Consider the following 14,445-nt stretch of genomic DNA (forward strand, 5'->3'; position numbering starts at 1 on the left):
TGCCATGTCACTGCGTACACTGCTCCGTTCCCTCCTGCTGGTGCCGCTGCTGGCCACGGCCACGCTGGCGGCTGCCGACGAGATCCCGTCGCTGGCCGGCAAGCGCATCGCCATCAGCATGACCGGCACCAGTCACTACTTCGATCTCAAGGCCTTCCAGGCCCAGGTGGAAGAGGTCAAGCGGCTGGGCGGCACGCCCATCACCCTGGACGCCGGTCGCAACGACAAGAATCTGGTCACCCAGCTGCAGACCCTGGTGACCCAGAAGCCGGACGCGGTGATCCAGACCCTGGGCACCCTGAGCGTGATAGACCCCTGGCTGCGCCGCATCCAGGCGGCCGGCATCCCGCTGTTCACCATCGATGCGCCGTCCCAGTACAGCCTCAACAACACCACCTCGGACAACGCCGCCGCCGGGCGGGAGCTGGCCGAGCAACTGGCGAAGGACACCGGCGGCAAGGGCGACATCCTGGTGTTCAACGGCTTCCAGGGCGTGCCGGTCTGCGCCATCCGCTACGCCGAGCTGCGCTCGGTGCTCGATGCCCATCCGGGACTGAAGATCATCCAGCCCGAGTTGCGCGACGTGATTCCCAACACCGTGCAGGACGCCCGTGGCCAGATCGCGGCGCTGCTCAACAAGTACCCCAAGGGCCAGATCGCCGCCATCTGGTCGGCCTGGGACATTCCCCAGCTCGGCGCCAGCCAGGCGCTGATCGAAGCCGGTCGGACCGAGATCAAGACCTATGGCGTCGACGGTACTCCCGAGGTGCTGGAGTTGCTCAAGCGCGGCGACAGTCCGGTCGGCGCGGTGGTCGCCCAGCAACCGGCGCTGATGGGCCGGACCGCGGTGCAGAACGTCGCCCGGTATCTGGCCGGTGCGCGCGATCTGCCCAAGGAGACCCATGTGGCGACCCTGCTCACGACCCCTGGCAATCTGAATCAGGTCGCGGCGCTGCGAGGTGACCCATGAGCAGGGCGATCCTCGAACTGCAGGGCATCTCCCGGCGTTATGGCGCCACCCAGGCGCTGGACGGCGTGGACCTGACCCTCAGGGCCGGCGAGATCCACGGGCTGATCGGCGAGAACGGTGCCGGCAAGTCCACCCTGATCAAGGTGCTCGGTGGCCTGGTGACACCGGATGCCGGCGCGCTGCGCCTGGACGGCCAGTCGCTGCTCGGCGCGGGGCCGCGCGAGCTGGCGCGGCGCGGGGTATCCATCATCCACCAGGAACGGCTGCTGCCGCCCAATTTCACCCTGGCCGAGGCGCTGTTCTTCGGTCAGGAGCGGCGCCTTGGCCCGCTGCTGGATCGCCGTGGGCAGGAACGGGCGGCGGAGCGGTTGCTGGCCGAGCGCTTCGGCCTGGACTGCCGCGCGCGAACCCGGGTGGCGGAGCTGAGCAGCGCCGAACAGCAGCTGCTGCAGATCAGCCGGGCGCTGCTCGCCACGCCCAAGGTGCTGGTGCTCGACGAACCCACGGTGGCCCTGGCCCATGGCGAGGTGGAGCGCCTGCTGAGCCTGCTGCGCCAGTTGCGCGACCAGGGGCTGGCCCTGCTCTATGTGTCCCACTACCTGCAGGAGGTCGAGCGCCTCTGCGATCGCGCCACGGTGCTGCGCGGCGGCCGGGTGGTGGCGGAGGTGACGCCCAGCGTGACGCCGGCAGCGGCCATGGCGCGGTTGATGATCAACCGGGAGCTGGGCGAGGCCTATCCCAAGGCCCAGGCGGCGCCGGGCGCGGTGCTGCTGGAGACCCGCAGGCTGGGCCGTCCGGGCGCCTTCGCCGAGGTCGACCTGCAGGTGCGCCGCGGCGAGGTCGTCGGGGTCGCCGGCCTGGTGGGCTCGGGCGCCAAGGAGTTGCTCAGGACGCTGTTCGGCCTGGTGCCGGTAGTCGAGGGCGACGTGCTGCTGGACGGTCGCCCGCACCGTTTCGCCAGTCCCCGCGCGGCGGTGCGGGCGGGTCTGGCGCTGTTGCCGGAGAATCGCCGCCAACAGGGCGTGGCCCTGGATCTCACCGTGACCGAGAACCTCACCCTGGCGGCCCTGGAGCGCTTCAGCCGCTACGGGCTGCGCTTGCCAGGGGCCGAGCGTCGCGCCGCCCATGGGCTCCGCCAGGCGCTGGACATCCGCACCCCGGACCTGGATACCCCGGTGCGGCACCTGAGTGGCGGCAACCAGCAGAAGGTCGCCCTGGGCAAATGGCTGGCCCGGGACGCGCGACTCTATCTGCTCGACGAACCCAGCGTGGGCATCGATCTCGCCGCCCGCGCCGAACTCTATCGCCAGGTCGCGCGGCTGGTGGAGCAGGGCGCCGGCGTGCTGATCCTGTCGGTGGATCTGCCCGAACTGCTCAACCTTTGCGACCGCATCCACGTGATGCATCGCGGCCGCCTGCTGCCGGCACGCCCGGCGGCCGAATCGACGGTGGAGGAGCTCCTGGCGGCCGCCACCGGAGCCAGCGAATGGCCCGCCAGACAGCAGCGGAGGGCGGATCTTGGCCTCGCGTCCTGAGCGGTTGTCGATCCCGGTCCCGACCTGGCGCCCGGACCTCTGGCGCCATGGCGCGCTGCTGGCCTTCGCGGTGATCGCGGCCCTGTTCGCCTGGCGCGCACCGGGCTTTCTCGGGTCAGGCAATCTGGCCAACATCCTGGCCCAGGCCGCCATTCCCGGCATTCTCGCCCTGGGCCTGACCCTGGTGATCGTCGGCGGCGGGGGCAACGTGCTCGCCGGTGGCCTGGACCTCTCGCTGGCGGCCAATCTCGGACTCTGCGCGGCGCTGCACGCGACCCTGGTCAACGCCGGCTACGGCGCGCCACTGGCCATCGGCCTGACCCTGGTCTGCGGGCTGCTGGTCGGAGCGCTCAACGGCCTGACGGTGACCCTGCTGGGCCTGCCGCCGCTGCTGGCCACCCTGGCCAGTCTCAACGTGGTGGCCGGTCTGGAACTGGTGCTGAGCGAAAATACCGTGCTGCCGGCCAGTGCGCCCTGGCTGGATCTGCTGGGCCTCGGCAGCGGGCTGGGCGTTCCGGCCGCGGGTTGGGTGCTGCTGCTGACCGCCCTGGCGCTGGCGGTGCTCCTGCAACGCACCCCCTACGGGCTGCGCCTGGCGGCGGTGGGCGACCATCCCGAGGCGGCCCGCGCCGCGGGTCTGCCGGTGCGCAGGCTGGTGTTTTCCAGCTATCTGCTGGCCGGCGGTTGTGCGGCGCTGGCGGCGCTGCTGTCGGTCGCCTGGTTCAGCGGCAGTACCCCGGGTTCGGGCGAGCTGCTGCTGCCGGTGGTGGCCATCGCCTTTCTCGGCACGGTGTTCTCCTGGCGCGCGCAACCCAGCGTCGGCGGCACCCTGCTGGCGGCGCTGCTGGTGGGCATGCTCGGCAATGGCTTCCAGTTGCTCGGAGTGAGCAGCTTCCTGGTCAATGGCGTCCAGGGTGTGCTGATCCTGCTGGTGGTGGCCGCGGCCAGCCTGCGCCAGGAGAGCCGCCGATGAACGCGACCCTTGCCCTCGGTCGGTCCGGTCTGCGCCTGGCATTGCCGCTGCTGTTCCTGGCGCTGGTGGTGGTCTTCGCCCTGGCCGCGCCCGGCTTTCTCAGCCAGGGCAACCTGCTCAGCCTGTTGCTGAACAATGGCCTGGTCCCGGCGCTGGTGGCCCTGGGGTTGACCTACGCCATCGCCGCGGGCGGCATCGATCTTTCGGTGGGCATCGTCCTGGATCTGGCGGCCTTCGGTTGCATCGCCTTGCTCAACGCCGGTTGGCCGCTCGCCGTGGCGCTCGCCGGTGGGGTGGGGCTGGGCTTGCTGGTCGGCCTCGCCAACGCCCTGCTGGTGGCCGGCGTGGGCCTGTCGCCGTTCCTGGCCAGCCTGGGCGTGCTGTTCATCGGTACCAGCCTGCAACAGCTGCTGTCCGAGGGCGGCCTGCCGCTCTACCTCAAACCCGAATTCCGACCCCCCGCGAGCAGCTGGCTGGGCGCACCGGCGGCGGTCTGGGCGGTGGCGCTGCTGGCACTGCTCTACGGGGTGGTACTGGCGCGCGGACGCCTGGGTCGCGCCCTGCTGGCCCTGGGCAGCCAGCCGCTGGTGGCGCGCCATTCGGGGTTGGCGCTGCGCCGCCTGGCGCTCTGGACCTGCCTGGCCACGGCCCTGGTGGCGGCGGTCGCCGGCATCCTGCTGGCGCTGCGCATCGATGCCTATGTGCCGCTCTCGGGCAATGCCTACCTCATCAACGGCATCGGCGCCGTCTTCATCGGCGCCAGCCTCAATCGCCACGGCCGGCCCAACGTCCCCGGCAGCCTGCTGGGCGTGCTGCTGCTGGCGGTGGCCGCCAACGGCCTGCTGCTGGTGGGCTGGAATTTCTACTGGCAGCAGGTGGCCACCGGGCTGCTGATCCTGCTGGTGCTGACCCTCAACCAATTGGCACGGCGCCGCGACGCGTCGCGCTAGGAGTTCCCATGTCCCGCGAAATCCGCCTCAATGCCTTCGACATGAATTGCGTGGCCCACCAGTCGCCCGGACTCTGGCGCCATCCGCGCGACCGCTCCTGGGAGTACAAGGACCTCGAATACTGGACGGAGCTGGCGCAACTGCTCGAACGCGGGCTGTTCGACGGCCTGTTCATCGCCGATGTGCTCGGCCTCTACGACGTCTATGGCGGCGGCCCGGCGGCGACCCTGCGCGAGGCCACCCAGGTGCCGGTCAACGATCCCCTGGCGTTGATCACCCCCATGGCGGCGGTGACCCGTCACCTGGGTTTCGGCCTCACCGCCTCCCTGAGCTTCGAACATCCCTATCCCTTCGCCCGCCGGCTCTCCACCCTGGATCACCTGACCCGGGGGCGCATCGGCTGGAACATCGTCACCTCCTACCTGGAAAGCGGCGCGCGCAACCTCGGCCAATCCGCCCAGGCCGACCACGATGCGCGCTACGACTACGCCGAGGAATACCTGCAGGTGGTCTACAAGCTGCTGGAAGGCAGCTGGGAAGAGGGCGCGGTGCTGCGCGACCGCGCCTCCGGCCGCTTCACCGATCCGGCCAAGGTGCATCCCATCGGCCACCATGGCCGGCACTTCCAGGTGCCTGGTTATCACCTCTGCGAGCCTTCGCCGCAGCGCACGCCCGTGCTCTACCAGGCCGGCGCCAGCAGCCGTGGCCGGCAGTTCGCCGCCGAGCACGCCGAATGCGTCTTCGTCGCCGCGCCGTCCAAGACGGTGCTGAAGAAAACCGTGGCCGACATCCGCCGCCGGGCCGCCGAGGCCGGTCGCGATCCGCGCCGGGTGCTGATCTTCAATCTGCAGACAGTCATCGTCGGCGAGACCGATGCCCAGGCGCGGGCCAAGTGGCAGGACTACAGGAGCTATGTGAGCTACGAAGGCGCCCTGACGCTGATCTCCGGCTGGACCGGTATCGACTTCGCCGCCTACCGTCCGGACCAGGTCCTCAAGCACCTGCACACCAATGCCATCCAGTCCGCCGTGGAGGCCTTCTCCACCGCCGATCCCGGCAAGCAATGGACGGTGCAGGAACTGGCCGACTGGGTCGGCATCGGCGGCTTCGGACCGCTGCTGGTAGGCAGCCCGGCGACGGTAGCGGACGAGTTGCAGAGCTGGGTCGAGGAGACCGACGTCGATGGCTTCAACCTGGCCTATGCGGTGACCCACGAGACCTTTGCCGACGTGGTGGACTTGCTGGTTCCGGAGCTGCAGCGACGCGGGGTCTACAAGCGCGCCTATCAGCCGGGCACGTTGCGCGAAAAGCTCGGCAGCGCCGGCCCGCGGCTGCCAGAGAGCCATCCGGCCGCCGGCTATCGCGACCTGGCGCGGCAGCGGGAGGGGAGTGCGATACGGGTGCCGGCCTAGTCCGCCCCGCTATTCCGCCTTTTCATAGACGGCAAAGCCCCAGTAGCCACCGCCGGTCTTGCTGACTGCTACCCAGCCTTGGCGTAGCAACTGCCTGGCGATCAGTCGATTCATGACGCCGTGGCCCAGCAGCAATACGCTGTCCGGGCCACCGGCCAGGGCGGCGAGCTTGTCTGCTGCCTGTCTCGACCGCCGTTTCGCCTGGGCATAGGACTCGGAGTCTTTCGTCACTCCGCAAAGCCAGAGCAGACGAAAGACGAAGGCCCAGGTGAAGGGTGACAGGCGTAGCAGCGGAACGCGCACCACGGGCAGGGCCGCCTCGCGAAAGGTCGCGTCCTCGATGGCTGGCGCCTTGCCCAGTGCGGCGAGAGAAGTCAGGGCGCGTGGTGCGGTGCTGGTGGCTGCCAGGCCGATGTCCCTGGCCGCGGCTATCGCTTCCGGAGTGGCGGCATCCGTGCCTATATCGGACCGATCATAGTCCGCGATCCAGTCGACCATGTCGCGCGCGGCGACGGCACGGTAGTTCTCCAGCGCCGGCTTGCCGTGGCGCATCAGTATGATTTTCATGGGACCTGGGTAGTTGCCGGAAGAAAAACGCTTGGAAATGATCGCCTCCTGCAACTAGATCATGGCAAGGGCTATCCCGTGATTATAACGGCGACTTCCCAGCGTATCGTGCGCTGGGCATTCCAGCGTTGGCGCGGCTGCGCCGGCTTTGCTCCGGACGCCTTGCTGGTCAGGGTGGCCAAGGGCAGGAGGCCGCAGGGGCGGAGCCACTGCGCCGCCGGCCGGATGACGAGGCGGACATGGGTCAGCGCCTACACCAGCGGCTCGGCGATCCGCTCCAGCAACTCGGGTCCATCGTTCTTCACGCTGCCCACCGCCTTGCCCACTGGGTACCAGTCGAAGGCGTCCACCGGCGTGCCCTCGACCGCGCCGATCTCGGCGGCGCGTTCCAGGGGCAGCTCGGGGTCCAGCCATTCGCGCGCCACGGCGGGTGGCAGGACCAGCGGGCGGCGGTCGTGGATGTCGACCATGCCGGCGTCGGAGGCAGCCGTGATGATGACGAAGCCGTCATCGTCCTGGGGTGCCTGGTCGGCCGGGCGGAAGTGGCCGATGGCGGCGAAGAACAGCGGTTCGCCGGATTTAAGCCGGATGAAGTAGGGCTGCTTGAGCTTGGGATCGGCGGGATCCTTCTTCCATTCGTACCAGCCATCGGCGATGACCAGGGCGCGGCCCCTTTGCCAGAGGCCGCGAAACATCCGGCTAGTGGCCGCCGTCTCCACGCGCGCGTTGATCACCGGCGGCCGCTTGGCCTGGCGTGCCCAGGCGGGCTGGTAGCCCCAGCGCACCGGGTCCAGGTGCAGGCCATCGGCCTGCTGGTGAAGCAGCTGAACCCGGGTGCCGGGCGCCACGTTGTAGCGACCCAGGGCGCGGGGTTCCAGGCCGGTGCGAACGTCCGAGACGCCGGCGCTGAGGGCGTCCAGGTAGTCGAGGGCATAGCGATACTGGGCAAAGCGGCCACACATGGCGGACTCCTGGCAAGGCGTGCGGGCAGCCGAGGTATCCGGCTGCGCCCGGGTGGTTGAGGCGCGCCGCAGGAGGGCGCTGCCTTAAGGATGGGACACTGCCGCTCGGGCAAAGTACCGGGTCCGGGCGTGCAGACGGCCAGAGCGCAGGCGCTCAGCCGATCAGCGCCCGGGCGAAGTCGCGATAGCCGTGCAGCGGGCGCCCCAGCATCCGGACCAGCCGCTCGCGGTCGCCGGGTTGTGGGAGCATGCCGTCGCTGACGTAGCGCTCGGCCATGAGCCTCATCTCGTAGGCCATCCAGGCCGGCAGCGCGGTCGCCATGTTCTGTTCGAAGCCCTGGGGGTCGTCGCCGGCGTAGTGGATGGGGCGGCCCAGCAGTTCGCTCCAGATCGCCGCGGCGCCTGCGCCGGTGAGGGTGTCCGGGCCGACCAGGTTGAGCGTCTCACTGGGTAGCCTGCCCGGCGCCTGGTCGCGACGGATGAGTTCGAGGGCGGCGACCTCGGCGATGTCCCGGGTATCGACCATGGCCACGCCCTTGCCGCCGAGGGGCATGGGGTAGATCCCGTGCTGCAGGATGACGTCCTTGAGCCTGGCTTCGTTGTCGATGAAATAGGTGGGCCGCAGGACGGTGGCGCCGAAGCCCATGGTCGCGAGCATGCGTTCAGCGCCGAATTTCACCGCGAAGTGCGGCACGTTGACTGCGCTGTCGGCGCCAAAGACCGAGAGGTAGACGACCCGCTCGACGCCGCTTTCCCGGGCGATGTTGAGGGTGATGAGCGCCTGGGTGAATTCGTCCCCGGTCACGGCATTGAGCAGGAAGAGGGTGGAAACGCCGGCGAAGGCGCGACGCAGGGCGGCGAGATCGAGCAGGTCGCCCTGCATGACCTCGACCGCGGCAGGAAAATCGGCGCTGGCCGGGTTGCGGGTCAGCACCCGCACCTTGGCCTCGCACTGCACGAGGTGCTGGACGAGGTGGCGGCCTACGCGGCCGGTGGCGCCAGTGACGAGGATGGTCATGTCGGTAACTCCAGGTGGGTGAGGGGTAGCGCCACCTTAAGTCGTCCCACCTCGAGCCAATAGCCGCTAGGATAGGGACATGCCGTTCCACAATCGAGACAGTCTCATGGACTTCGGTCTGCTCGTCGACTTCCAGCTCATCGCCACCCACGGCGGCATCGGCAAGGCCAGTCGCGCCAGTGGCCGACCCAAGGCCAGCCTGTCGCGGCGATTGGCCGACCTGGAAGAGGCGCTAGGGGTTCGCCTGATCGAGCGCGGTGGACGCAGCCTCGTCCTGACGCCGGCCGGCGCCGACCTGGCGGCCCGGACCCTGGGGCCGCTGCGCGAAGTGCAGGAGGCGCTGGCGGCGGTGCAGGAGGGGGTGGCGGTGCCGCGCGGGCGGTTGCGCATCGCCGCGCCGCTGCTGTTTTCCCAGGTAGCGCTGGGACGCCTGAGTGCGGATTTTCGCCGGCAGTACCCGGAGATCCTGATCGAGGCGGTGGCCGAGGATCGCCTGGCCGATCTGGTGGACGAGCACTTCGACCTGGCCATCCGCATCAATCCGGCGGCCGACAGCCGCCTGGTGGGTCGCTGCTTCGCCCGGGATCGAAGGGTGCTGGTGGCAGCCCCCGGCCTTGAGCGCCCCCTCGCGTCTGCCGCCGAACCCGTACCGCTGCCGGCGGTGGTCATGCCCGGCCAGCGCGACGGCGAGGTCTGGATGCTGGCGGAGGACGGCGCGCGCTTCCTGCCCCAGCCGGTGGTGCAGCTGACCTCGCTGCTGAGCATCCGCGAGGCGGTCCTCGCCGGGGCGGGTGCGGCGCTGTTGCCGCTGTCGCTGGTGCAACGGCAGCTGGAGCAGGGTGCGCTCAGCCGCTGGGGCACCCTGGCCGGCGAGACCGAACTCTGGGTGCTGCACACCTCGCGGCGCTTGCAGAGCCCCAAGGTCAGGGCCTTCGTCGATTTCCTCTGCGCGCGCTATCCGGACGGGATCTTTCGGCTGGACTAGCGGGGGCCGCTGGCCACGAGACGACAGCCTGCGTATCACCCACGGCCCTTTGTCCGGATAATGGCGGCCACTCTGTCTCCAAACCGGAATGCTGTGCATGGAAATCAAGGTCAATTTTCTCGACAACCTGAGGCTCGAGGCCAAGTTCGACGACTTCTCGGTGATCGCCGATCAGCCCATCCGCTACAAGGGTGACGGCTCGGCCCCGGGGCCCTTCGACTATTTCCTGGCGTCCTCGGCGCTCTGCGCGGCCTATTTCGTCAAGCTCTATTGCCAGACCCGCGACATCCCCACCGACAACATCCGCCTGGCGCAAAGCAACATCGTCGACCCGGAGAATCGCTACAAGCAGACCTTCAAGATCCAGGTCGAGCTGCCCGGCGACCTCTCCGACAAGGACCGCCAGGGCATCCTCAGATCCATCGATCGCTGCACGGTGAAGAAGGCGGTGCAGGCCGGTCCCGACTTCATCATCGAGGCGGTGGCGAGCCTCGACGCCGATGCCCAGGCCCTGCTGCTGCCCAGCGATAGCACCCGCCAGACCTACATTCCCGGCAAGGACCGGCCGCTGGAAGAGACGATCGCCAAGCTCTCCGGCATCCTCGCCGAGCTGGGCATGAAGGTGGAGATCGCCTCCTGGCGCAACATCGTGCCCAACGTCTGGTCGCTGCACCTGCGCGACGTGCAGTCGGCGCTGTGCTTCACCAATGGCAAGGGCGCGACCAAGGAAGCGGCGCTGGCCTCGGCGCTGGGCGAATTCATCGAACGCCTCAACTGCAACTTCTTCTACAACGACCAGTACTGGGGCGAGGCCATCGGCCAGGCCGCCTTCGTCCATCATCCCGCCGAACGCTGGTTCCAGCCGGGGCCCAAGGATGCGCTGCCCCGCGAGATCCTCGACCGCTACTGCCGCAAGATCTATGACCCGGAAGGCGAACTGCGCGCCTCGCACCTGCACGACACCAACTCAGGCAACGTGGCGCGCGGCATCTGCGCGCTGCCCTTCGTGCGCCAGTCCGACGGTGAGGTGGTGTACTTCCCCTCGAACCTGATCGAGAACCTCTACCTCAGCAACGGCATGAGCGCCGGCAACACCCTGGCCGAAGCCCAGGTGCAGTGCCTGTCGGAGATCTTCGAGCGGGCGGTGAAGCGCGAGATCCTCGAAGGCGAGCTGGCGCTGCCCGACGTCCCCGACGCGGTGCTGGCCCGCTATCCCGCCATCGTCGAGGGCATCCGCGGCCTGGAAGCCCAGGGCTTCCCGGTGCTGGTCAAGGACGCCTCCCTGGGTGGTGAATTCCCGGTGATGTGCGTGACCCTGATGAATCCGCGCACCGGTGGGGTGTTCGCCTCCTTCGGCGCCCATCCGCGCCTGGAGATCGCCCTGGAGCGCAGCCTCACCGAATTGCTGCAGGGCCGCAGCTTCGAGGGCCTCAACGACCTGCCGCAGCCGACCTTCGAGAGCCAGGCGCTGATGGAGCCGAACAACTTCGTCGAGCACTTCATCGATTCCAGCGGCCTGGTCTCCTGGCGCTTCTTCAGCGCCAGGGCCGACCATGAGTTCGTCGACTGGGACTTTTCCAGCGAGGGCGAAGACGCCACCGCCCAGGAGGCCGCCACCCTGTTCGGCATCCTCGCCGAGCGGGATCTGGAGGCCTACATGGCGGTGTACGAGGAACTGGGCGCGCCGGCCTGTCGCATCCTGGTGCCCGGCTATTCGGAGATCTATCCGGTCGAGGACCTGATCTGGGACAACACCAACAAGGCGCTGCCAGTGCGCGAGGACATCCTCAATTTGCACCGCCTGGACGATGCGGCGCTGGAATCCCTGCTCGAACGCCTCGACGACACCCAGGTGGACGACTACACGCGTATCGCCACCCTGATCGGCATCGAATTCGACGAGAACACCGTCTGGGGCCAGCTGACCGTGCTGGAACTCAAGCTGCTCATCCACCTGGCGCTGCAGCACTTCGAAGAGGCCAAGGAAGAGGTGGAGACCTTCCTGCAGTTCAACGACAACACCCTGGAGCGCGGCCTGTTCTACCAGGCGCTCAATGCGGTGCTGGAAGTCGAGATGGACGACGAACTGGAACTCGCCGACTTCGAGGTCAACTTCCGCCGCATGTTCGGCAACGAACGGCTGGACGCCGCCCTGGGTTCGGTCTCGGGAGAGCTGCGCTTCCCTGGCCTGACGCCCACCAGCCTCAAGCTGGAAGGCATCGACAAGCACCTGCGGCTGATCGACAGCTATCGCAAGCTGCACGCGGCGCGGGCCCGGGCGGCCGGCATCGCGCTCTGACGGATAGCCCGCCCGGACCCGGGCGGGGCCTTCCCGGCGGTCAGCAGACCGCGATATGGGAATCCGCGCGCGGCTCGGTGCCGCCGCAGAGCACGCCGGTCTCCGGATCGCGGACGATGATCTGGCCGCGACCGAAGTCGGTGGAATCGTGGGCGATCTCGATCTGGTGGCCGCGCCGCGCCAGGCCACTGGCCAGGGCGCGAGAGGCCGCCTGCTCGATGCCAACCTTCATGTCACCCAGCCACTGCCAGCGCGGCGCATCCAGGGCCGCCTGGGGATTCAGGCCGAAGTCCACCAGGTTCATCACCATCTGCACATGCCCCTGGGGTTGCATGTAGCCGCCCATGACGCCGAAGGGACCGATGGGCACGTCGCCCCGGGTCAAAAAGCCCGGGATGATGGTGTGGAAGGTCTGCTTGCCCGGCGCCAGGGCGTTGGAATGCGCGGCATCCAGGCTGAATTCCGAGCCGCGATTCTGCAGGCCGATGCCGCTGTCGGGCAGCACCACGCCGGAGCCGAAGCCGTGGTAGGCGCTCTGGATGAAGGACACCATGTTGCCCTCGCCATCGGCGGTGGCGATGTAGACGGTGCCGCTGGCCTGGGGATCGCCGTGCAGCGGCGGTTGGGCCTGGTCGGTGATCTCGGCGCGGCGGCGCTCGGCATAGGCGTCGTCCAGCAGGACGCTGGCGGCGACTCTCATGTGCTCGGGATCGGTGATGTAGTGCAGGCCGTCGGCATAGGCCTTCTTCATGGCCTCCAGCTGGCGGTGCCAGGTGAGCTGGCTGTCGCGCTGATCGAAGTCGTAACCCTTGAGGATGTTCAGGGTCATGAGCGCGATCAGACCCTGGCCGCTCGGCGGGATCTCCCACACCTGGTAACCCCGGTAGTCGACCTTGATCGGCTCGACCCAGCGCGGCTGGTAGCCGGCCAGGTCCGCCGCGCTCAACTGGCCGCCGCTGGCCGCGGCATGCGCGGCCAGGCGCTGGGCCAGGGCGCCGCGATAGAAGCTCTCGCAGCGGGTCTGCGCCAGTTCTTCCAGGGTGCGCGCCTGGGCCGGATTGCGAAACAGCTGGCCGGCGACGGGGGCCTTGCCGTCGATGAGGAAGGTGTCGAACCAGGCTTCCAGTTCGGGCGACTTATCCCGGCTGGCTTGGTACTCGGCCTGGGCGATGCGCCACTGGTGGGCGACCACCGGCGAGACCGGGAAGCCATCGCGCGCCAGGGCGATGGCGGGTCCGAACAGGGTGGCGAAAGGCAGCTTGCCGAAGCGCCGCGACAACTCGGCCCAGGCCGCCGGACAGCCCGGCACCGTGACCGGCAACCAGCCGTGCACCGGCATCCGCTCGTGGCCGGCGGCCTTGACCGTGGCGATGTCCAGGCTGGCCGGGGCATGACCGCTGGCGTCCAGGCCATGCAGCTTGTCCTTGACCCAGACCAGGGCGAAGGCGTCGCCGCCGATGGCATTGCCGGTGGGTTCCACCACGGTCAGGGCCGCCGCGGTGGCGATGGCCGCGTCGATGGCGTTGCCGCCCTGGCGCAGCATGGCGATGCCGGCCTCGGCGGCCAGCGGCTGGGAGGTGGCGACCATGCCATTGCGCGCGAAGACGCTCTGGCGTTGGGAGGCGTAGGGGTAGTCGTGGACAGAGAAATTCAGCATGGCAGGCTCTTCGAGGTCATTGTCCGGTCTTGATACGGGTCCACTCGCGGGTCATCAGTCGCTGGATCTGCGGCGGCAGATCGGCTGAGACGTAGAGGCGCTCGGCAATGGCCGCACTTGGGTAGATGCCCGGGTTGTCGCGTACCTTGGCAGCGAGCAGGGCGGTGGCGTCGCGGTTGGGATTGGCGTAGCCGACGTAGTCGCTGACCGGGGCGATCACCTCGGGGCGCAGCAGGTAGTCGATCAGCGCCAGGGCACCCTGGGGATTCTTGGCGTCCTTGGGAATGGCCAGCATGTCGAACCAGAGGTTGGCGCCTTCCCTGGGGATCACGTAACGCACGTCGCTGGCCTTGCCCGCTTCCCTGGCGCGGCTCTGGGCCTGCATGACATCGCCCGAATAGCCCATGGCCACGCAGACGTCGCCGTTGGCCAGGTCGGTGATGTATTTGCTGGAGCTGAAATAGGTCACCGACGGCTTGAGTTGCTGCAGCAGTGCGGAGGCCTTGTGGTAGTCCTCGGGATTCCGGCTGTTGGGGTCCAGGCCCAGGTAGTGCAGGGTCTGGGCGAAGACCTTTTGCGGCGCATCGAGCAGCGCCACGCCGCAGTCCTTGAGCCTGGCCAAATTCTCTGGCTTGAACAGCAGGTCCCAGGAATCCACTGGGGCGGCATCGCCCAGGGCGGCGCGGACCTTGGCCGCGTTGTAGCCGATGCCCACGGTGCCCCAGAGATAGGGCACGGCGTAGCGATTGCCGGGATCGGCCGCTTCCAGGCGCTGCAGCAGGCGCGGGTCCAGGTGCTGCCAGTTGGGCAGTCGGCTGCGATCCAGCGGCTGGTAGGCACCGGCATGGATCTGCTTGGTGAGAAACTGGTTGGAAGGCACCACCAGGTCATAGCCGGAATGGCCGGACAGGAGCTTGGCTTCGAGCATCTCGTTGGTGTCGAAAACGTCGTAGCGCACCTGGACGCCACTGGCCTGGGTGAATTGCTTGAGGGTGTCCGGACCGATGTAGTCCGACCAGTTGAAGAAATGCACCTCGGATTCGGCCGCCTGGGTCAGGGGCGTCAGGCAGAGGGCGAGGGCGGCCAGCAGGGGACGAACGGCCATGAAGGTCTCCGG

12 protein-coding genes are annotated in these 14,445 nt (G+C 68.5%); 7 read left to right on the forward strand and 5 right to left on the reverse strand.

Translation table 11 applies throughout. The annotated features are described in order from the left end of the window. Positions 1–4 precede the first annotated feature (4 nt). From FHR73_RS04635 to FHR73_RS04655, 5 genes are read left to right on the forward strand one after another with little or no spacing between them, the layout of a single operon-like run. Positions 5–970, forward strand: coding sequence for a sugar ABC transporter substrate-binding protein (locus FHR73_RS04635; protein WP_183629778.1), 966 nt, complete (start codon positions 5–7; stop codon positions 968–970). Next, positions 967–2,505, forward strand: coding sequence for a sugar ABC transporter ATP-binding protein (locus tag FHR73_RS04640; protein WP_183629779.1), 1,539 nt, complete (start codon positions 967–969; stop codon positions 2,503–2,505). The genes FHR73_RS04635 and FHR73_RS04640 overlap by 4 nt, the downstream gene beginning before the upstream one ends. Further along, positions 2,489–3,478 (forward strand): ABC transporter permease, encoded by a 990-nt coding sequence (locus FHR73_RS04645; RefSeq protein ID WP_260175592.1) that lies wholly within the window; start codon positions 2,489–2,491, stop codon positions 3,476–3,478. The genes FHR73_RS04640 and FHR73_RS04645 overlap by 17 nt, the downstream gene beginning before the upstream one ends. Further along, a complete protein-coding gene (locus FHR73_RS04650; RefSeq protein WP_183629780.1) occupies positions 3,475–4,428 on the forward strand; it encodes an ABC transporter permease subunit in 954 nt (317 codons plus the stop codon). The genes FHR73_RS04645 and FHR73_RS04650 overlap by 4 nt, the downstream gene beginning before the upstream one ends. 8 nt (positions 4,429–4,436) lie before the next feature. Further along, positions 4,437–5,840: an LLM class flavin-dependent oxidoreductase gene (locus FHR73_RS04655; RefSeq protein WP_183629781.1), complete on the forward strand. Its 1,404-nt coding sequence runs from the start codon at positions 4,437–4,439 to the stop codon at positions 5,838–5,840. 9 nt (positions 5,841–5,849) lie between these two features. Here FHR73_RS04655 and FHR73_RS04660 read toward each other — a convergent pair whose 3' ends face one another. The 3 genes from FHR73_RS04660 to FHR73_RS04670 all read right to left on the reverse strand — a co-directional run bounded on the left by FHR73_RS04660 (position 5,850) and on the right by FHR73_RS04670 (position 8,387). Next, positions 5,850–6,461: a histidine phosphatase family protein gene (locus FHR73_RS04660; protein ID WP_260175593.1), complete on the reverse strand. Its 612-nt coding sequence runs from the start codon at positions 6,459–6,461 to the stop codon at positions 5,850–5,852. Between the two features lie 197 nt (positions 6,462–6,658). Beyond that, positions 6,659–7,369 carry an SOS response-associated peptidase family protein gene (locus FHR73_RS04665; protein WP_183629782.1) on the reverse strand — a complete coding sequence of 237 codons (711 nt, stop codon included), beginning with the start codon at positions 7,367–7,369 and terminating at the stop codon, positions 6,659–6,661. Between the two features lie 154 nt (positions 7,370–7,523). Next, entirely contained in the window at positions 7,524–8,387 is an 864-nt protein-coding gene (locus FHR73_RS04670; protein WP_183629783.1) for an SDR family oxidoreductase, read from the reverse strand. A gap of 106 nt (positions 8,388–8,493) precedes the next feature. Here FHR73_RS04670 and FHR73_RS04675 point away from each other — a divergent pair, with 106 nt between their 5' ends. Beyond that, entirely contained in the window at positions 8,494–9,372 is an 879-nt protein-coding gene (locus FHR73_RS04675) for a LysR family transcriptional regulator (RefSeq protein WP_183630194.1), read from the forward strand. 97 nt (positions 9,373–9,469) lie between these two features. Further along, positions 9,470–11,671 carry an OsmC domain/YcaO domain-containing protein gene (locus tag FHR73_RS04680; protein WP_183629784.1) on the forward strand — a complete coding sequence of 734 codons (2,202 nt, stop codon included), beginning with the start codon at positions 9,470–9,472 and terminating at the stop codon, positions 11,669–11,671. A 40-nt stretch (positions 11,672–11,711) separates the two neighbouring features. Here FHR73_RS04680 and FHR73_RS04685 read toward each other — a convergent pair whose 3' ends face one another. Continuing rightward, positions 11,712–13,328 carry a gamma-glutamyltransferase family protein gene (locus FHR73_RS04685; RefSeq protein ID WP_183629785.1) on the reverse strand — a complete coding sequence of 539 codons (1,617 nt, stop codon included), beginning with the start codon at positions 13,326–13,328 and terminating at the stop codon, positions 11,712–11,714. A gap of 16 nt (positions 13,329–13,344) precedes the next feature. Then, positions 13,345–14,433, reverse strand: a complete 1,089-nt coding sequence (locus tag FHR73_RS04690) for a polyamine ABC transporter substrate-binding protein (RefSeq protein WP_183629786.1) — start codon at positions 14,431–14,433, stop codon at positions 13,345–13,347. Positions 14,434–14,445 lie beyond the last annotated feature (12 nt).

This window comes from Pseudomonas sp. AS2.8 (assembly GCF_014190935.1).
Lineage (GTDB): Bacteria > Pseudomonadota > Gammaproteobacteria > Pseudomonadales > Pseudomonadaceae > Chryseomonas.